The sequence below is a fragment of the Klebsiella sp. ZJOU C1 genome, from assembly GCF_035620215.1.
In the GTDB taxonomy this organism is placed as follows: Bacteria; Pseudomonadota; Gammaproteobacteria; order Enterobacterales; family Enterobacteriaceae; genus Klebsiella; species Klebsiella variicola.
The window spans coordinates 4489755-4507985 of sequence record NZ_CP141644.1; the positions used below are offsets into that span (position 1 = coordinate 4489755).

General features: G+C 61.2%; 22 protein-coding genes. 21 read left to right on the plus strand and 1 reads right to left on the minus strand.

The window, feature by feature from the left end:
• Positions 1 to 117 precede the first annotated feature (117 nt).
• A complete protein-coding gene (pduF, locus tag SPE70_RS21445; RefSeq protein WP_012967303.1) occupies positions 118 to 927 on the minus strand; it encodes a propanediol diffusion facilitator PduF in 810 nt (269 codons plus the stop codon).
• 524 nt (positions 928 to 1451) lie between these two features.
• Here pduF and pduA point away from each other — a divergent pair.
• From pduA to SPE70_RS21550, 21 genes are all read left to right on the plus strand, one after another.
• Complete coding sequence (gene pduA, locus SPE70_RS21450) at positions 1452 to 1736, plus strand: propanediol utilization microcompartment protein PduA (protein ID WP_002915737.1); 285 nt, start codon at positions 1452 to 1454, stop codon at positions 1734 to 1736.
• Positions 1733 to 2545, plus strand: coding sequence for a propanediol utilization microcompartment protein PduB (pduB, locus tag SPE70_RS21455; protein ID WP_008806300.1), 813 nt, complete (start codon positions 1733 to 1735; stop codon positions 2543 to 2545). Before pduA ends, pduB begins: the two co-directional genes overlap by 4 nt.
• An 18-nt stretch (positions 2546 to 2563) precedes the next feature.
• Entirely contained in the window at positions 2564 to 4228 is a 1665-nt protein-coding gene (gene pduC / locus SPE70_RS21460; RefSeq protein WP_002915744.1) for a propanediol dehydratase large subunit PduC, read from the plus strand.
• A 10-nt stretch (positions 4229 to 4238) separates the two neighbouring features.
• The gene (gene pduD / locus SPE70_RS21465; RefSeq protein WP_012967302.1) at positions 4239 to 4919 is read left to right on the plus strand and encodes a propanediol dehydratase medium subunit PduD; all 681 of its coding nucleotides are present in this window, start codon (positions 4239 to 4241) and stop codon (positions 4917 to 4919) included.
• Positions 4920 to 4933: 14 nt separating this feature from the next.
• On the plus strand, positions 4934 to 5458 hold the full coding sequence (gene pduE, locus SPE70_RS21470; protein WP_012540674.1) for a propanediol dehydratase small subunit PduE: 525 nt from the start codon (positions 4934 to 4936) through the stop codon (positions 5456 to 5458).
• 12 nt (positions 5459 to 5470) lie between these two features.
• Positions 5471 to 7303, plus strand: a complete 1833-nt coding sequence (locus SPE70_RS21475; RefSeq protein ID WP_038421744.1) for a diol dehydratase reactivase subunit alpha — start codon at positions 5471 to 5473, stop codon at positions 7301 to 7303.
• On the plus strand, positions 7293 to 7643 hold the full coding sequence (locus tag SPE70_RS21480) for a glycerol dehydratase reactivase beta/small subunit family protein (protein ID WP_012540672.1): 351 nt from the start codon (positions 7293 to 7295) through the stop codon (positions 7641 to 7643). Before SPE70_RS21475 ends, SPE70_RS21480 begins: the two co-directional genes overlap by 11 nt.
• 18 nt (positions 7644 to 7661) lie before the next feature.
• Complete coding sequence (pduJ, locus tag SPE70_RS21485; protein ID WP_002915806.1) at positions 7662 to 7937, plus strand: propanediol utilization microcompartment protein PduJ; 276 nt, start codon at positions 7662 to 7664, stop codon at positions 7935 to 7937.
• A gap of 21 nt (positions 7938 to 7958) precedes the next feature.
• Positions 7959 to 8426 (plus strand): BMC domain-containing protein, encoded by a 468-nt coding sequence (locus tag SPE70_RS21490; RefSeq protein WP_038421746.1) that lies wholly within the window; start codon positions 7959 to 7961, stop codon positions 8424 to 8426.
• Positions 8426 to 9058: a phosphate propanoyltransferase gene (locus tag SPE70_RS21495; RefSeq protein ID WP_012540670.1), complete on the plus strand. Its 633-nt coding sequence runs from the start codon at positions 8426 to 8428 to the stop codon at positions 9056 to 9058. Before SPE70_RS21490 ends, SPE70_RS21495 begins: the two co-directional genes overlap by 1 nt.
• A complete protein-coding gene (gene pduM / locus SPE70_RS21500; RefSeq protein WP_012540669.1) occupies positions 9055 to 9546 on the plus strand; it encodes a microcompartment protein PduM in 492 nt (163 codons plus the stop codon). Before SPE70_RS21495 ends, pduM begins: the two co-directional genes overlap by 4 nt.
• Before the next feature lie 3 nt (positions 9547 to 9549).
• Positions 9550 to 9825, plus strand: a complete 276-nt coding sequence (locus tag SPE70_RS21505) for a EutN/CcmL family microcompartment protein (RefSeq protein WP_012540668.1) — start codon at positions 9550 to 9552, stop codon at positions 9823 to 9825.
• Positions 9826 to 9835: 10 nt separating this feature from the next.
• On the plus strand, positions 9836 to 10852 hold the full coding sequence (gene pduO, locus SPE70_RS21510) for a two-domain cob(I)yrinic acid a,c-diamide adenosyltransferase PduO (protein WP_063105712.1): 1017 nt from the start codon (positions 9836 to 9838) through the stop codon (positions 10850 to 10852).
• Positions 10849 to 12234, plus strand: a complete 1386-nt coding sequence (gene pduP / locus SPE70_RS21515) for a CoA-acylating propionaldehyde dehydrogenase PduP (protein ID WP_012967296.1) — start codon at positions 10849 to 10851, stop codon at positions 12232 to 12234. Before pduO ends, pduP begins: the two co-directional genes overlap by 4 nt.
• A gap of 11 nt (positions 12235 to 12245) precedes the next feature.
• On the plus strand, positions 12246 to 13358 hold the full coding sequence (pduQ, locus tag SPE70_RS21520) for a 1-propanol dehydrogenase PduQ (RefSeq protein WP_032740964.1): 1113 nt from the start codon (positions 12246 to 12248) through the stop codon (positions 13356 to 13358).
• Entirely contained in the window at positions 13355 to 14707 is a 1353-nt protein-coding gene (locus tag SPE70_RS21525) for a 4Fe-4S dicluster domain-containing protein (protein ID WP_064170023.1), read from the plus strand. Before pduQ ends, SPE70_RS21525 begins: the two co-directional genes overlap by 4 nt.
• A 2-nt stretch (positions 14708 to 14709) precedes the next feature.
• A complete protein-coding gene (gene pduT, locus SPE70_RS21530) occupies positions 14710 to 15264 on the plus strand; it encodes a propanediol utilization microcompartment protein PduT (RefSeq protein WP_023298168.1) in 555 nt (184 codons plus the stop codon).
• Positions 15264 to 15614, plus strand: coding sequence for a propanediol utilization microcompartment protein PduU (gene pduU / locus SPE70_RS21535; RefSeq protein WP_002915850.1), 351 nt, complete (start codon positions 15264 to 15266; stop codon positions 15612 to 15614). The genes pduT and pduU overlap by 1 nt, the downstream gene beginning before the upstream one ends.
• 4 nt (positions 15615 to 15618) lie before the next feature.
• Positions 15619 to 16059: a propanediol utilization protein PduV gene (gene pduV / locus SPE70_RS21540; protein ID WP_063105714.1), complete on the plus strand. Its 441-nt coding sequence runs from the start codon at positions 15619 to 15621 to the stop codon at positions 16057 to 16059.
• Positions 16056 to 17270: an acetate/propionate family kinase gene (locus SPE70_RS21545; protein WP_063105715.1), complete on the plus strand. Its 1215-nt coding sequence runs from the start codon at positions 16056 to 16058 to the stop codon at positions 17268 to 17270. Before pduV ends, SPE70_RS21545 begins: the two co-directional genes overlap by 4 nt.
• A 91-nt stretch (positions 17271 to 17361) precedes the next feature.
• Positions 17362 to 18228: a GHMP family kinase ATP-binding protein gene (locus tag SPE70_RS21550; RefSeq protein WP_032691454.1), complete on the plus strand. Its 867-nt coding sequence runs from the start codon at positions 17362 to 17364 to the stop codon at positions 18226 to 18228.
• The last annotated feature ends 3 nt before the right edge of the window (positions 18229 to 18231 follow it).

The window sequence follows — 18231 nt, forward strand, 5'->3', positions numbered from 1 at the left end:
AAAAAAGTGCATTGACAATAACAAAAGTCTCCCACCCCGGGGAGACTTTTTGAGCGGTTCGTGATATCGGTTCATGAAATAGTTTTGCTATTTCAGTAATACATTTTTCACTGGATGCTAACGCGTATTTTTCTCCTCAACGCAGGTATGACAGGGAAGATTATTAGCGATGAGAAAACGATAAATTGCGGCGCCGAGGCAGGCGCCCAGCAATGGCGCGATGATGGGCACGATAAAATAGGGAATATCCCTTCCGCCAGTCATCGCGATGTCGCCCCACCCGGCGAGCCAGGCAAATAATTTCGGGCCAAAATCACGCGCCGGGTTCATCGCAAAACCGGTAAGCGGCCCGGTCGAGGCGCCGATCACCGCTACCAGAATGCCAATCAACAGCGGCGCCAGCGGGCCCTTGGGTACGCCATTGCCATCATCGGTGAGCGCCATGATCATCCCCATCAACATCGAGGTGATCACCACCTCCACCAGCGCCGCATGCCAGATGCTGAGCTCAGGCGCCGGGTAGGTACTGAAGATACTGGCCAGCTGCAGGCTTTCCAGGCTGCCACGCACCATATGATGTACCGTTTCAAATTGCGTAAACAGGGTGCTGTAAAGTATCCAGGCCAACACGGCGCCGCCAAACGCGCCGGCGACCTGGGCCACGATATAGGGCAACACTTTTCTGCCCGGGAAGCAGGCAAACAGCCACAGGGCGACGGTGACGGCGGGGTTCAGATGCCCCCCCGAAATGCCGGCCGTCAGGTACACCGCCAGAGAAATACCCAGTCCCCAGATAATACAGATCTCCCACAGCCCCAGGCTGGCGCCAGCCAGCTTCAGAGCGCTCAGGCAGCAGATACCAAAAAACAGAAATAGCCCGGTGCCTAAAAACTCGGCGATACATTGCGCGCGTAAAGAACCATTCATTGTGACACCTCTTGACGAAGTTCGTGTCCAGGCCAGCCAACCATCCGCTGGCTCGTTGGGTACGGCGAGGCCCACTATAGAAACCGGCGGCAGCAAAGTGTTGGCATCCTGCGGAAAACGGGCGGCGTAAAGTCGCTGAAGAAGAGCAATTTATTGCTATTTGCTCGCGAATCCATGCAGCAATGGCGGGCGTTCAGGGGATATTTTTATTTCCAACTCAATAATAAAAAATTGCAAAAGCGCAGTGCTTATTTTCCAACAAATATCACACCATGCAAAATATCGCATAGCAAAAACAATTTAAAAAATCACGCCCAAAAATGTAAATACGGAACAGCATCCGCAAGATAATCACATTAATAAGTAAAATAAAAACCAATAAAAACAACAATATAAAATAAATCATGACTATTTATTATTATATAAAAACCACTATTTTTTCGTTCTACACCATCAACTCAGCCATTCTTTTTCGCCGCCCCGCCATATAGTTCCCTCACTGGAACATACCCTGCGAGGTCTTTATGCAACAAGAAGCATTAGGAATGGTAGAAACCAAAGGCTTAACCGCAGCCATAGAGGCCGCTGACGCAATGGTTAAGTCGGCCAATGTTTTATTAGTTGGCTATGAAAGGATCGGTTCAGGCCTGGTGACCGTCATCGTGCGTGGCGACGTGGGAGCCGTAAAAGCCGCCACCGACGCCGGTGCCGCCGCAGCCCGCCACGTGGGCGAGGTGAAAGCCGTACACGTCATTCCCCGCCCCCATACCGATGTTGAAAAAATCTTACCGAAGGGGAATAGCCAATGAGCAGCAATGAGCTGGTTGAACAGATCATGGCGCAAGTCATAGCCCGTGTGGCGACGCCAGAGCAGCAGGCGCTTCCCGATACCCCCCATCCCACAGGAGAAACGGCTATGGCAGAGAAAAGCTGCAGCTTAACGGAATTTGTCGGGACCGCCATTGGCGACACCCTCGGGCTGGTCATCGCCAACGTGGATGCCGCATTGCTGGAAGCCATGAAGCTTGAAAAACGCTATCGCTCTATCGGCATCCTCGGCGCTCGCACCGGCGCCGGGCCGCACATTATGGCCGCCGATGAAGCGGTCAAAGCCACCAACACCGAAGTGGTCAGCATTGAGCTTCCTCGCGACACCAAAGGCGGCGCAGGCCATGGCTCACTGATTGTGCTGGGCGGGAACGATGTTTCCGACGTCAAACGCGGGATTGAGGTCGCGCTGAAAGAGCTGGACCGTACTTTCGGCGATGTCTACGGCAACGAGGCGGGTCATATCGAGCTGCAGTATACCGCGCGCGCCAGCTACGCCCTGGAAAAAGCCTTCGGCGCTCCGCTGGGCCGCGCCTGCGGGATTATCGTCGGCGCGCCGGCGTCCGTTGGCGTGCTGATGGCCGATACCGCGCTGAAATCAGCCAACGTCGAAGTGGTGGCTTACAGCTCACCGGCCCACGGCACCAGCTTCAGCAACGAAGCCATCCTGGTGATTTCCGGCGACTCCGGCGCGGTGCGCCAGGCGGTGATCTCCGCCCGGGAGATCGGCAAAACCGTACTGGGGACGCTGGGCGCCGAACCGAAAAACGATCGCCCCTCCTACATTTAATACCCGCGAGGCTGATTCATGAGATCGAAAAGATTTGAAGCACTGGCGAAACGCCCTGTGAATCAGGATGGTTTCGTTAAGGAGTGGATCGAAGAGGGCTTTATCGCGATGGAAAGCCCTAACGATCCCAAACCCTCTATCCGCATCGTCAACGGCGCGGTGACCGAACTCGACGGCAAACCGGTTGAGCAGTTCGACCTGATTGACCACTTTATCGCGCGCTACGGTATTAATCTGGCACGTGCCGAAGAAGTGATGGCCATGGATTCGGTCAAGCTCGCCAATATGCTCTGCGACCCGAACGTTAAACGCAGCGACATCGTGCCGCTCACCACCGCGATGACCCCGGCGAAAATCGTCGAAGTGGTGTCGCATATGAACGTGGTCGAGATGATGATGGCGATGCAAAAAATGCGCGCCCGCCGCACGCCGTCCCAGCAGGCGCATGTCACTAATATCAAAGATAATCCGGTACAGATTGCCGCCGACGCCGCTGAAGGCGCATGGCGCGGCTTTGACGAGCAGGAGACCACCGTCGCCGTGGCGCGCTACGCGCCGTTCAACGCCATCGCCCTGCTGGTCGGTTCACAGGTGGGCCGCCCCGGCGTCCTCACCCAGTGTTCCCTGGAAGAAGCCACCGAGCTGAAACTGGGCATGCTGGGCCATACCTGCTATGCCGAAACCATTTCGGTCTACGGTACGGAACCGGTGTTTACCGATGGCGATGACACCCCATGGTCGAAAGGCTTCCTCGCCTCCTCCTACGCCTCGCGCGGCCTGAAAATGCGCTTTACCTCCGGCTCCGGCTCTGAAGTGCAGATGGGTTATGCCGAAGGCAAATCGATGCTGTATCTCGAAGCGCGCTGCATCTACATCACCAAAGCCGCCGGGGTGCAAGGCCTGCAGAATGGCTCCGTCAGCTGTATCGGCGTGCCGTCCGCCGTACCGTCGGGTATCCGCGCCGTACTGGCGGAAAACCTGATTTGCTCAGCGCTGGATCTGGAGTGCGCCTCAAGTAACGATCAAACCTTTACCCACTCGGATATGCGGCGTACCGCGCGCCTGCTGATGCAGTTCCTGCCAGGCACCGACTTTATCTCCTCCGGTTACTCGGCGGTGCCAAACTACGACAACATGTTCGCCGGTTCCAACGAAGATGCCGAAGACTTCGACGACTACAACGTGATCCAGCGCGATCTGAAGGTCGATGGCGGCCTGCGGCCGGTGCGTGAAGAGGACGTGATCGCCATTCGTAATAAAGCCGCCCGCGCGCTGCAAGCGGTATTTGCCGGCATGGGTTTGCCGCCAATTACGGATGAAGAGGTGGAGGCCGCCACTTACGCCCACGGTTCAAAAGATATGCCTGAGCGCAACATCGTTGAGGACATCAAGTTTGCCCAGGAGATCATCAACAAGAACCGCAACGGCCTGGAGGTGGTGAAAGCCCTGGCGAAAGGCGGCTTCCCCGATGTCGCCCAGGACATGCTCAATATTCAGAAAGCCAAGCTCACCGGCGACTACCTGCACACCTCCGCCATTATCGTCGGCGAGGGCCAGGTGCTCTCGGCCGTGAATGACGTGAACGATTATGCCGGTCCGGCAACAGGCTATCGCCTGCAAGGCGAGCGCTGGGAAGAGATTAAAAATATCCCGGGCGCGCTCGATCCCAATGAACTTGGCTAAGGGGTGAAAAATGGAAATTAACGAAACGCTGCTGCGCCAGATTATCGAAGAGGTGCTGTCGGAGATGAAATCAGGCGCAGATAAGCCGGTCTCCTTTAGCGCGCCTGCCGCTTCCGTCGCATCGGCCGCTGTTGCGCCTGTGTCCAGCGAAAGCTTCCTGACGGAAATCGGCGAAGCCAAACCCGGCACGCAGCAGGATGAAGTCATCATTGCCGTCGGGCCCGCCTTTGGCCTGGCGCAAACCGCCAATATCGTCGGCATTCCGCATAAAAATATTCTGCGCGAAGTGATCGCCGGCATTGAGGAAGAAGGCATCAAAGCCCGGGTGATCCGCTGCTTTAAATCTTCTGACGTCGCCTTCGTGGCGGTGGAAGGCAACCGCCTGAGCGGCTCCGGCATCTCGATCGGTATTCAGTCGAAAGGCACCACCGTCATCCACCAGCGGGGCCTGCCGCCGCTTTCCAATCTGGAACTCTTCCCGCAGGCGCCGCTGCTGACCCTGGAAACCTACCGCCAGATTGGCAAAAACGCCGCGCGCTACGCCAAACGCGAGTCGCCGCAGCCGGTGCCGACGCTCAACGATCAGATGGCTCGTCCCAAATACCAGGCGAAGTCGGCCATTTTGCACATTAAAGAGACCAAATACGTAGTGACCGGCAAAAACCCGCAGGAACTGAGCATGGCGCTTTAACAAAGGATATCCCGATGAATACCGACGCAATTGAATCCATGGTACGCGACGTGCTGAGCCGGATGAACAGCCTACAGGACGGGGCAACGCCCGCGCCAGCCGCACCGACAAACGACACCGCTCGCCAGCCTAAAGTCAGCGACTACCCGTTAGCCACCCGCCATCCGGAGTGGGTCAAAACCGCTACCAATAAAACGCTCGATGACCTGACGCTGGAGAACGTATTAAGCGATCGCGTTACGGCACAGGACATGCGCATCACCCCGGAAACGCTGCGCATGCAGGCGGCGATCGCCCAGGATGCCGGACGCGATCGGCTGGCGATGAACTTTGAGCGGGCCGCCGAGCTCACCGCGGTTCCCGACGACCGGATCCTTGAGATCTACAACGCCCTGCGCCCTTACCGTTCCACCCAGGCGGAGCTACTGGCGATCGCTGATGACCTCGAGCATCGCTACCAGGCCCGGCTCTGTGCCGCCTTTGTTCGGGAAGCGGCCGGGCTGTACGTCGAGCGTAAGAAACTGAAAGGCGACGATTAACAGGGGGCAAGCATGCGCTATATCGCTGGCATTGATATTGGCAACTCATCGACAGAGGTCGCCCTGGCGACGGTCGATGACGCAGGTGTGCTGAACATCCGCCACAGCGCGCTGGCTGAAACCACCGGTATTAAAGGCACATTACGTAATGTGTTCGGTATTCAGGAGGCGCTAACACAGGCGGCAAAAGCGGCAGGCATTCAGGTCAGCGATATCTCGCTTATTCGCATTAACGAAGCCACGCCGGTCATTGGCGATGTGGCGATGGAGACCATCACGGAAACCATCATCACCGAGTCCACCATGATCGGCCACAACCCGAAGACACCCGGCGGCGTCGGACTGGGGGTCGGCATCACCATCACACCGGAGGCGCTGCTGTCCTGCGCTGCGGACACCCCCTATATTCTGGTGGTCTCCTCAGCCTTTGACTTTGCCGATGTCGCTGCGATGGTCAATGCGGCGACGGCAGCGGGCTATCAGATTTCCGGCATTATTTTGCAGCAGGATGACGGCGTGCTGGTCAATAACCGGCTACAGCAACCGCTGCCGGTGATCGATGAAGTTCAGCATATCGACCGTATTCCACTTGGCATGCTGGCGGCGGTCGAGGTCGCTTTACCCGGCAAGATCATCGAAACGCTCTCCAACCCCTACGGTATTGCCACCGTTTTCGATCTCAACGCCGAAGAGACCAAAAATATCGTGCCAATGGCGCGGGCGCTGATTGGCAATCGTTCGGCCGTAGTGGTGAAAACCCCCTCCGGCGACGTCAAGGCACGGACTATTCCGGCGGGGAATCTGCTGCTCATCGCTCAGGGGCGCAGCGTACAGGTTGATGTGGCCGCCGGGGCGGAAGCCATCATGAAGGCGGTTGACGGCTGCGGCAAACTGGACAACGTCGCGGGAGAAGCGGGCACCAATATCGGCGGCATGCTTGAGCACGTGCGCCAGACCATGGCGGAGCTTACCAATAAGCCAGCTCAGGAGATCCGCATTCAGGATCTGCTGGCCGTTGATACGGCGGTGCCGGTCAGCGTGACCGGTGGCCTGGCGGGGGAGTTCTCGCTGGAGCAGGCGGTGGGTATCGCCTCGATGGTCAAGTCGGATCGCCTGCAGATGGCCCTGATCGCCCGTGAAATTGAGCACAAACTGCAGATTGCGGTTCAGGTGGGTGGCGCTGAGGCGGAAGCGGCCATTCTCGGGGCGCTCACCACTCCCGGCACCACGCGCCCGCTGGCGATCCTCGATCTGGGCGCCGGGTCGACCGACGCCTCCATTATCAATGCGCAAGGAGAGATCAGCGCCACTCACCTGGCCGGCGCCGGCGATATGGTCACGATGATCATCGCCCGCGAGCTGGGGCTTGAGGACCGCTATCTGGCGGAAGAGATCAAAAAATACCCGCTGGCGAAAGTCGAAAGCCTGTTTCATCTGCGTCATGAAGACGGCAGCGTCCAGTTTTTTCCGTCGGCCTTACCACCGGCGGTATTTGCCCGCGTCTGCGTGGTGAAACCGGATGAACTGGTTCCCCTGCCCGGCGATCTGCCGCTGGAGAAAGTGCGCGCCATTCGCCGTAGCGCCAAATCACGCGTCTTTGTCACCAACGCCCTGCGGGCGTTACGCCAGGTGAGCCCTACCGGCAACATTCGCGACATCCCGTTCGTAGTGCTGGTGGGCGGCTCGTCCCTCGATTTCGAGATCCCCCAGCTGGTCACCGACGCGCTGGCGCACTACCGGCTGGTTGCCGGGCGCGGCAACATCCGCGGCAGTGAAGGCCCGCGCAATGCGGTCGCCAGCGGATTACTCCTTGCCTGGCAAAAAGGAGGTACGCATGGAGAGTAGCCTCGTCACCCCCGCCATCGTCATTGCGGTCACTGACGAATGCAGCGAACAGTGGCGCGATGTCCTGCTGGGCATTGAAGAGGAAGGCATTCCTTTCGTTCTGCAACCGCGGACCGGCGGCGATCTTGTCCATCACGCCTGGCAGGCGGCGCAGCGTTCGCCGCTGCTGGTGGGCATCGCCTGCGACCGGGAACAGCTCATCGTGCACTACAAAAATTTACCCGCATCAACTCCGCTGTTTTCGCTGAGGTATCACCAGGACAGGCTGGCCCGGCGAAACACTGGCAACAATGCGGCTCGTCTCGTCAAAGGGATCCCATTTCGGGATCGCAATGCTTAATCCACAGGAGAACACAATATGAATAACGCACTAGGACTGGTTGAAACGAAAGGCCTGGTTGGCGCCATTGAAGCCGCTGATGCAATGGTGAAATCCGCCAACGTGCAGTTGATTGGTTACGAAAAAATTGGCTCCGGGCTGATTACCGTGATGGTCCGCGGAGACGTCGGTGCAGTGAAAGCCGCCGTTGACGCCGGGAGCGCGGCGGCCAGCGTGGTCGGCGAGGTCAAGTCCAGCCATGTGATCCCACGCCCGCACAGCGATGTCGAGGCCATTCTGCCGAAATCCGTCTGACCTTGAAACAAGGAGCACTGCGTGAAGCAATCACTGGGATTACTTGAGGTCAGCGGCCTGGCCCTGGCCATCACCTGCGCCGACGCCATGGCGAAAGCGGCCGCCATCACGCTGCTCGCCCTGGAAAAGACCAACGGCTCCGGCTGGATGGTGGTGAAGATCGCCGGTGATGTGGCCTCTGTCCAGGCGGCGGTGATGACCGGGGCCGAACTCGCCGACCGGCAGCAGGGGCTGGTGGCGCAGAAGGTTATCGCCAGGCCCGGCGCAGGCCTGCTGCCAGCCCACGTCGAAGCGCCTTCACCAGCACCTGACGCTGCTCTGGAAGAGGAGAACGCCACCGTAATGGATGAGCGCAGAGATCCCGCAGACACCCTCCCCCGCCCTGCGGAGCAGGTGACCTGCAACCTGTGCCTGGACCCGCACTGTCCACGGCAAAAAGGCGAACCTCGCTCGCAGTGCCTGCACGCCGGTAAACGAGGTGACGCGTAATGGATAAACAACAGCTGGCTTCAACAGTCAACAAAGTGCTGGATGAGATGCGCCAGCGTCCCATCCCAATCGGTATCTCCAGTCGCCATATCCATTTAGCGGCGGAGGACTATGCCAGGCTCTTTCCCGCTCAGCCCATCCAGCCGAAAAAAGCGCTGCTGCAGCCCGGGCAGTATGCCGCAGAGCAGACGGTGACTCTGGTTGGCCCCAAAGGACGATTAAATAACGTGCGCCTGCTCGGCCCTTTGCGCCAGACCAGCCAGGTGGAAATCTCACGCACCGACGCCCGGACCCTCGGTATCGCCGCGCCGCTGCGCATGTCAGGCAATCTGCAGGACACGCCAGGGATCCGCCTGATAAGCCCCTTTGCCGAACTGGAGCTGAGCAGCGGGACGATCGTCGCCCAACGACATATTCATATGTCCCCGCTCGATGCCCTGATCCTGCGCGTCGCCCATGGCGATAGCGTCGCGGTGGCGATCGAAGGCAGCGACAGGCGGCTTATCTTCGACAATGTAGCGGTCCGCGTAGCCCCGGATATGCGTCTTGAGATGCACATCGATACTGACGAAGCCAATGCGGCAGGCGCTGACGCTGCGCAGGCCTGGGCTACGCTGGTGACGAAGCCATGAACCACGCGATGCTGCAGCGTATCGTCGAAGAGGTCGCCGCCCGTCTGCGCCGTCGCGCCCGGAGTACGGCCACGCTCAGCGTGGCCCAGCTCGGCGAAGCGGATATCCACAGCCTGCTGTGCCAGCACGCTTCGCTGCGCATCGTGCAGGTGGATTTACCGCTGCTGGAGCAGCTTACCGGCCAGCGCGCGCTGACGGCCGCCGGTTGCGCGTTGCATGAGGCGATGGCCTGGGGCGTTCGGGTACAGCTAACGCTGCTTCCCGCCCTGCTCCCCGCGCTGGCGGTAAAAAAACTCGCCCGTTTGCCGCTGACGTTCAGCGACCCGCCTGGCCAGCCCGTCAGACTTCACGCCGCGTCGGTGCTCACCTATGCCGATGTAGCCCGTCTCAGGGGAGGTTATCTGGTGCTGCGCCGCCGCCCCATTATCACCGCCCTCGCCCGCGAAGCGGCCGTCGCGCGGCATGTTCAATTGATTAAGCAGGAGTGAACTATGCATCTGGCACGCGTGACCGGCGCCGTCGTCTCGACGCAAAAATCGCCCTCTCTGAACGGCAAAAAACTGCTGCTGGTGCGCCGGGTAAGCACAGACGACGAACATCCATTTCAGCCCGCGAGCGGCGATGAAGTGGCGGTAGATTCGGTTGGCGCTGGCGTCGGCGAACTGGTGCTGCTCTGCAGCGGCTCGAGCGCACGCCACGTCTTTAGCGGCCCGAATGAGGCCATCGATCTTGCCGTTGTGGGCATTGTTGACTCACTTTCACGCTAAGGGGGCGCCTGTGGCTATTTATACCCGAACCGGCGATGCCGGCAGTACATCACTCTTTACCGGCCAGCGGGTCAGCAAGACGCATCCGCGCGTCGAAGCCTACGGCACCCTGGATGAACTGAACGCGGTGCTGAGCCTGTGCGTCTGCGCCGCCGCTGAAGAGGAACATCGCGTCCTGCTCGAAGCCCTGCAGCAGCATATTTTCTGGTTCAGCGCGGAGCTCGCCAGCGACAGCGAACAGCCATCACCGGGTAAGCGCTATATCAGCAGCGAAGAGATTGCCCTGCTGGAGCAGACCATCGATCGCGAGATGGCCCGCGTGCCGGCGCTGCACCAGTTTGTGTTGCCCGGACGGTGCGAAGCCGCCAGTCGCCTGCACCTGGCCCGCACCGTTGCCCGTCGGGCGGAGCGTCGGCTGGTCGAGCTGGCGGCAGAGGTCACTCTCCGTCAGATACTGCTGCGTTATCTGAACCGCTTATCTGACTGTCTGTATGCCCTGGCGCGCAGCGAGGATCAGGCCGATCACCAGCGCCGCCTCGTGGCGGAGATCGCGGCCCGCTACCTGGCCGCCAGCGGGTCGCCTGCGTCCGACGCGCCCAAAGCCCAGGCCGGGGCACTCTCCTTTCACGAGCTGCATCAGCTTACCCGTCAGGCTATCGAACACGCCCGCCAGCTGCAGGTGCCGGTGGTGGTGAGCATCGTTGACGCACACGGTACCGAAACCGTGACCTGGCGAATGCCCGATGCGCTGCTGGTCAGCAGCGAGCTGGCGCCGAAAAAAGCCTGGACCGCCGTCGCCATGAAAACCGCCACCCACGAGCTCGCGACGACCGTACAGCCAGGCGCTGCGCTGTACGGTCTGGAGAGCCATCTGCAGGGCAAAGTCGTCACCTTTGGCGGCGGATATCCGCTGTGGCGCGATGGTCAGCTAATAGCCGGTCTCGGGATTAGCGGCGGCAGCGTCGAGCAGGATATGGCTATTGCACAGGCTGCCATGGCGGCCATTAACGTGAGAACACATCAATGAATACAGCAGAACTGGAAACCCTTATCCGCACCATTCTCAGCGAAAAGCTCGCGCCCGCCCCCGTTTCTCAGGAACAGCAGGGCATTTTCCGCGACGTCGGCAGCGCCATCGACGCCGCCCATCAGGCTTTTCTCCGCTATCAGCAGTGTCCGCTAAAAACCCGCAGCGCCATTATCAGCGCCCTGCGGGAGACGCTGGCCCCCGAGCTGGTGACGCTGGCGGAGGAGAGCGCCACGGAAACCGGCATGGGCAACAAAGAAGATAAATATCTGAAAAATAAAGCTGCCCTTGAGAACACACCGGGCATTGAGGATCTCACTACCAGCGCCCTCACCGGCGATGGCGGGATGGTGCTGTTTGAGTACTCACCGTTCGGGGTTATTGGCGCCGTGGCGCCCAGCACCAACCCAACGGAAACCATTATCAACAACAGTATCAGCATGCTGGCGGCGGGTAACAGCGTCTATTTCAGCCCCCATCCCGGCGCGAAAAAGGTCTCGTTAACGCTTATCGCCAGGATCGAAGAGATCGCCTACCGCTGCAGCGGGATCCGTAACCTGGTGGTGACCGTTGCCGAGCCGACCTTTGAAGCCACCCAGCAAATGATGGCCCACCCGCTGATTGCCGTTCTGGCTATCACCGGCGGCCCTGGCATTGTGGCGATGGGCATGAAAAGCGGTAAAAAAGTGATCGGCGCTGGCGCCGGCAATCCGCCGTGCATCGTTGATGAAACGGCCGATCTCGTCAAAGCCGCCGAAGATATCATCAGCGGCGCCGCCTTCGATTACAACCTGCCCTGTATCGCCGAAAAAAGCCTGATCGTCGTCGCCTCCGTCGCTGACCGCCTGATCCAGCAGATGCAGGATTTTGACGCGCTGCTGTTGAGCCCGCAGGAGACCGATACCCTGCGAGCCGTCTGCCTGCCCGACGGCGCGGCGAATAAAAAACTGGTTGGTAAGAGCCCGGCTGAGCTGCTGGCGGCCGCCGGTCTCGCCGTCCCTTCCCGCCCCCCTCGCCTGCTGATAGCCGAGGTGCAGGCGAACGACCCCTGGGTGACCTGCGAGCAACTGATGCCGGTGCTGCCGATCGTCCGGGTCGCCGATTTTGATAGCGCCCTGGCGCTGGCCCTGCGCGTTGAGGAGGGTCTGCACCACACCGCCATTATGCACTCGCAGAATGTCTCGCGGCTCAATCTGGCGGCACGCACGCTGCAGACCTCCATTTTTGTCAAAAATGGTCCGTCTTACGCGGGTATCGGCGTCGGCGGCGAAGGGTTTACCACCTTCACCATCGCCACGCCAACCGGAGAAGGCACCACCTCCGCGCGGACGTTCGCCCGCCTGCGGCGCTGCGTGTTAACCAACGGTTTTTCCATTCGCTAGCCGGGGGCGCCATGCACACCTTTTCTCTGCAAACGCGCCTCTACAGCGGCCCGGGCAGCCTGGCCGCGCTGCAGCGCTTTAGCCATCAGCACATCTGGATCGTCTGCGACGGCTTCCTGGCGCGCTCGCCGCTGTTCGAGCGGCTGCGCGCCGCGCTGCCCGCCAGCAACCGCGTCAGCGTGTTCAGTGATATTACACCGGATCCGACCATTCACACCGTGGCGAAAGGGATAGCGCAGATGCAGGCCCTGCGTCCGCAGGTGGTGATCGGCTTCGGCGGCGGCTCGGCGATGGACGCCGCCAAGGCGATCGTCTGGTTCAGCCAGCAGGGCGGGCTGCCTGTCGACACCTGCGTGGCGATCCCCACCACCAGCGGTACCGGGTCGGAAGTGACCAGCGCCTGCGTCATCAGCGACCCGGAAAAAGGGATCAAGTACCCGCTGTTCCATGAGGCGCTCTGTCCCGACATGGCGATCCTCGACCCAACGCTGGTGATCAGCGTACCGCCCACCATCACAGCCCATACCGGACTGGACGTCCTGACCCACGCCCTTGAGGCATGGGTATCGCCGCAGGCCACCGATTTTACCGATGCGCTGGCGGAAAAGGCCGCCAGGCTGGTGTTTCGCGCCCTACCCGTTGCGGTTCGCCAGGGCGACTGCGTTGCGACCCGCAGCAAAATGCACAATGCTTCAACCCTCGCCGGTATGGCCTTTAGCCAGGCTGGCCTTGGGCTCAATCATGCTATCGCCCATCAGCTTGGCGGCCAGTTTCACCTTCCCCATGGCCTGGCCAACGCGCTGCTGCTGACCGCGGTGATCCGCTTTAACGCCGGCGAGCCGCGAGCGGCGAAGCGCTATGCGCGCCTGGCCAGGGCCTGCCGGTTCTGCCCGCCGGAAGCTGGCGAACAGGAGGCTCTCCAGGCGCTGCTTGCCGCGGTGGAAACACTGAAACAGCAGTGCGCCATTCCCACCCTCAAGGGCGCCTTGCAGGAAAAATATCCCCTTTTCTTATCGCGAATTCCCGCCATGGTGCCGGCCGCGCTGGCCGACGCCACCCTGCGCACCAACCCGCGTCCGGCCGATGGCGCGGCCATCGCGCAACTGCTGGAGAGCCTGCAATGAGTGAAGCGATAGTGCCACTACCAGACATGGATCCGGCGGAGATCCGCGAGCGCGTCCGGGCCGCCGGGGTAGTGGGCGCCGGTGGGGCGGGCTTTCCGACCCACATCAAACTGCAGGCCCGGGTAGACACCGTGCTGGTGAACGCCGCCGAATGCGAACCGATGCTGAAGGTTGATCAACAGCTGATGGCGCAGCAGGCTGACCGGCTGATTCGCGGCCTGGGTTACGCAATGACCGCCACCGGCGCCCGGGAAGGGATCATTGCCCTGAAGGCGAAATATACTCCGGCGATTGCGGCGTTAACCCCGCGACTACCGGAATGGGCCCGGCTGCATATTCTGCCTGATGTCTATCCGGCCGGGGATGAGGTGCTCACTATCTGGCTGGCGACGGGTCGTCGCGTGCCGCCTGCCGCGCTGCCGGTCAGCGTCGGCGTAGTGGTCAATAACGTTCAGACGGTACTCAATATCGCCAGAGCCGTGGAGCAGGGCTATCCGGTGACCCGCCGGACGTTGACCGTCAACGGCGCCGTCGTCCGTCCTCTGACGCTGACCGTACCGCTGGGCATGTCGTTGCGCGAGGTGTTGGATCTGGCCTGCGGCGCGACGGTTGCCGAACCGGGGTTTATCAACGGCGGTCCGATGATGGGCTCGCTTATGACCTCCCTGGAGACACCGGTCACCAAAACCACCGGCGGCCTGCTGGTGCTCCCGGGCAACCATCCATTGATCCAGCGACGGCGGCAGGATGAACGCACCCTGCTCGCCATCGCCCGCACCGTCTGCGAACAGTGCCGTTTATGCACAGATTTATGCCCCCGGCACCTGATCGGCCATGAGCTTTCTCCCCACCTGCTGGTGCGGGCGGTGAACTATCGCCAGGCGGCCACCCCGTCGCTGCTGCTCAGCGCCCTGACCTGCTCGGAGTGCAACGTTTGCGAGAGCGTCGCCTGCCCGGTGGGGATTTCCCCTATGCGCATCAACCGTCTGCTGAAACGTGAGCTGAGAGCGAAAAATCTGCGCTACGAAGGACCGCTGCGTCCGGCGGACGAGATGGCGAAGCACCGCCTGGTGCCGGTCAACCGGCTCATCAGCAAACTGGGGCTTGATCCCTGGTATCAGGAGGCGCCGCTGACGGCGGTGGAGCCGGAGGTGGGCTGCGTCACCCTGCCGCTGCGCCAGCATATCGGCATCAGCGCCGTCCCCTGCGTCGCGCCGGGAGAGCGAGTAACGCGCGGCCAGCTGCTGGCAGACATCCCTGCCGACGCCCTCGGTGCGCCGGTACACGCCAGTATTGACGGCCAGGTCTCCGCCATCACGGAGCAGGCCATTACGCTTGTAAGAGGTTAATCATGACCCAGGCTATCGGAATTTTAGAACTGACCAGTATCGCCAGGGGAATGGAGCTGGGCGACGTCATGCTGAAAAGCGCGAACGTACAGCTCCTGCTCTGCAGAACCCTTTGTCCCGGGAAATTCCTGCTGATGCTCGGCGGCGACGTCGGCGCCGTGCAACAGGCAATCGCCGCCGGCACGGCGCGCGCCGGGGAGATGCTGGTGGACAGCCTGGTGCTGGCCAACATTCACCCCAGCGTACTGCCGGCGATCAGCGGACTCAACGTGGTCGAGCAGCGGCAGGCGGCGGGGATCGTCGAAACCTGGAGCGTGGCAGCGTGCATCAGCGCCGCCGACCGCGCGGTGAAAGCGGCCAACGTCACCCTGGTGCGCATCCATATGGCGTTTGGTATCGGCGGCAAGTGTTACATGGTGGTGGCTGGCGATATCGCCGATGTCGACAACGCCGTCACGGTGGCCAGCGACAGCGCAGGCGAGAAAGGATTACTGGTTTACCGGGCAGTGATCCCGCGACCGCACGACGCGCTGTGGCAACAGCTGATGGAGGGATAATGGAACCGCAAACCCCTACCGAACGCATGATCCAGGAGTATGTCCCGGGTAAACAGGTCACTCTGGCGCATCTCATCGCCAATCCGGGCAAAGATCTGTTCAAAAAGCTGGGTCTGCCGGACGCGGTCTCCGCCATCGGCATTCTCACCATTACCCCCAGTGAGGCGTCAATCATCGCCTGCGACATCGCCACCAAGTCTGGCGCGGTGGAGATCGGCTTTCTCGATCGCTTCACCGGCGCGGTGGTGTTGACCGGCGATGTCTCCGCGGTGGAGTACGCGCTCAGGCAGGTCACACGCACCCTTGGTGAGCTGATGCGCTTCACCGCCTGTCCAATTACCCGGACCTGAGCCCATGAAACGCCTGATGCTTATCGGACCCAGCCAGTGCGGCAAAACCTCGCTGACCCAGGTATTGCGTGGCGAAACCCTGCGTTATCAAAAAACGCAGGCCATCGTCTGGACGCCGGCCGCCATCGACACCCCGGGGGAATATCTGGAAAACCGCTGCCTGTACAGCGCACTGCTCACCAGCGCCTGCGAGGCCGATGTCATCGCGTTGGTACTGAATGCCGATGCGCCCTGGTCACCCTTTTATCCGGGGCTTACCGCTCCGATGAACCGCCCGGTCATCGGGGTGATCACCAAAGCCGATTTAGCCGCCCCGCCCCGTCTGCAACAGGTCCGGGCATGGCTCGAGGCAGCAGGCGCCGAACATATCTTTATCACCAGCGCGTTAACCGGCGACGGGCTTGATGACCTGCTCGCCTGCCTGAACGCAGAGGAATATCAATGACCTATAAAATCATGGCGATCAACGCCGGCAGCTCCTCCCTGAAATTTCAGCTGCTTAACATGCCGCAGGGAGCGTTGCTCTGCCAGGGGCTGATCGAACGTATTGGCCTGCCCGAGGCCCGCTTCACGCTGAAAACGCCGACGCAGAAATGGCAGGAGACGCTGCCCATCGCCGATCACCATGAGGCAGTGACCCTGCTGCTGGAGGCGCTGACCGGCCGCGGGATCCTGAGCAGCCTGCAGGAGATAGACGGCGTTGGCCACCGCGTCGCCCACGGCGGCGAACGCTTCAAAGACGCCGCGCTGGTCTGCGACGACACCCTGCGGGAGATCGAACGCCTGGCGGAGCTGGCGCCGTTGCATAACCCGGTCAATGCGCTGGGCATACGTCTCTTTCGCCAGCGGTTACCCGCGGTACCGGCGGTGGCGGTCTTTGATACCGCCTTTCACCAGACCCTGAAGCCGGAGGCCTGGCTCTATCCCCTGCCCTGGCGCTATTACGCCGAGCTGGGCATTCGCCGCTACGGTTTTCACGGCACCAGCCATCACTATGTCAGCAGCGCGCTGGCGGAAAAGCTGGGCGTACCGCTGAGCGCCCTGCGGGTAGTGAGCTGCCACCTGGGCAATGGCTGTAGCGTCTGCGCCATCAAAGGCGGGCAGTCGGTGAATACCTCAATGGGCTTTACTCCCCAGTCCGGGGTGATGATGGGCACCCGCAGCGGCGATATCGACCCGTCGATCCTTCCCTGGCTGGTGGAGAAAGAGGGGAAATCCGCCCTGCAGCTCAGCCAGTTGCTGAATAATGAATCCGGGCTGCTGGGCGTCTCCGGCGTGTCTTCTGATTACCGCGACGTCGAACAGGCAGCCGACGCCGGCAACGAAAGGGCGGCTCTGGCGCTGTCGCTGTTTGCCGAACGCATTCGCGCAACTATCGGCAGCTATATCATGCAGATGGGAGGTCTGGACGCGCTGATCTTTACCGGCGGCATAGGCGAGCATTCCGCCCGGGCGCGGGCGACGATCTGCCGCAATTTGCATTTTCTCGGCCTCGCACTGGACGACGAGAAAAACCAGCGGAGCGCGACCTTTATTCAGGCGGATAATGCGCTGGTCAAAGTGGCGGTGATCAACACCAATGAAGAGCTGATGATTGCCCGCGACGTCATGCGTCTTGCCTTGCCGCAGGCGCGCGAGCTGGCGGTGTCGGCCTAAACGACGTACCTCCTCTTGCGGAGAATCATGGTAACCGGCGGGTCGCCATGCCACTATGCGCCCTGGCGAAGGTAAGCGGAAAGGTGAAAACGTGGCTGTTGCACAATGTCCCGCCTCGTGCGGAGAACTTATCCAGGGCTGGATCCTCGGCAGCGAGAAACTGGTCTCCTGCCCGGTGGACTGGTACAGCACCGTCGAGGTCGAGACCGGGGTGCCGCGAAAAGATGAGCGGCCGCTGTCACGGGCGATGGTCGACCAGTTGCTGGCCCACTGGGGCTACCCCCCAGCGCTGAGCCAGCAGATCCGCATCACCCTGCACTCAACGATCCCGGTGGCCAAAGGGATGGCCAGCAGCACCGCCGATATCGCTGCCACCGCCGTCGCCACCGCCCATCATCTGGGCCATCTACTGGATGAGCCGACGCTGGCGCGCCTGTGCGTCGCGCTGGAGCCTACCGACAGCACCCTGTTTCGCCAGCTGACGCTGTTCGACCATAATACCGCCGCCACGCAAATCGCCTGTCCCCCTCCGCCAGCGCTCGACCTGTTAGTACTGGAGAGCCCGCTGACGCTGCGCACCACCGACTACCACCAGCTGCCGCGCGAGGCGGGTCTGTTGGCTAACGCCTCCCGACTGCAGCTGGCGTGGGAGAAAGTGCAGCAGGCCTGCCACTGCGGCAGCCCACAGCTGCTGGGCGAAGCGGCGACCATCAGCGCCATCGCCAGCCAGCAGCTGTTGCCCAAACCGGGGTTTGACGCGCTACTGCAACTGGTGGAAAGCGCAGGATTGTATGGCCTTAATGTAGCGCACAGCGGCAGCGTCGTCGGCCTGCTGCTGGACCGCCGTCGTCATGACGTCGAATTTCTGCAATGGCGGCTGGCAGAGAGCGACATCGCCGCCCACTGGCCGCAGCAGCATCTGCTGGCGATGGTGCCCGGGGGCGTCACCCTGCAGTAGGCC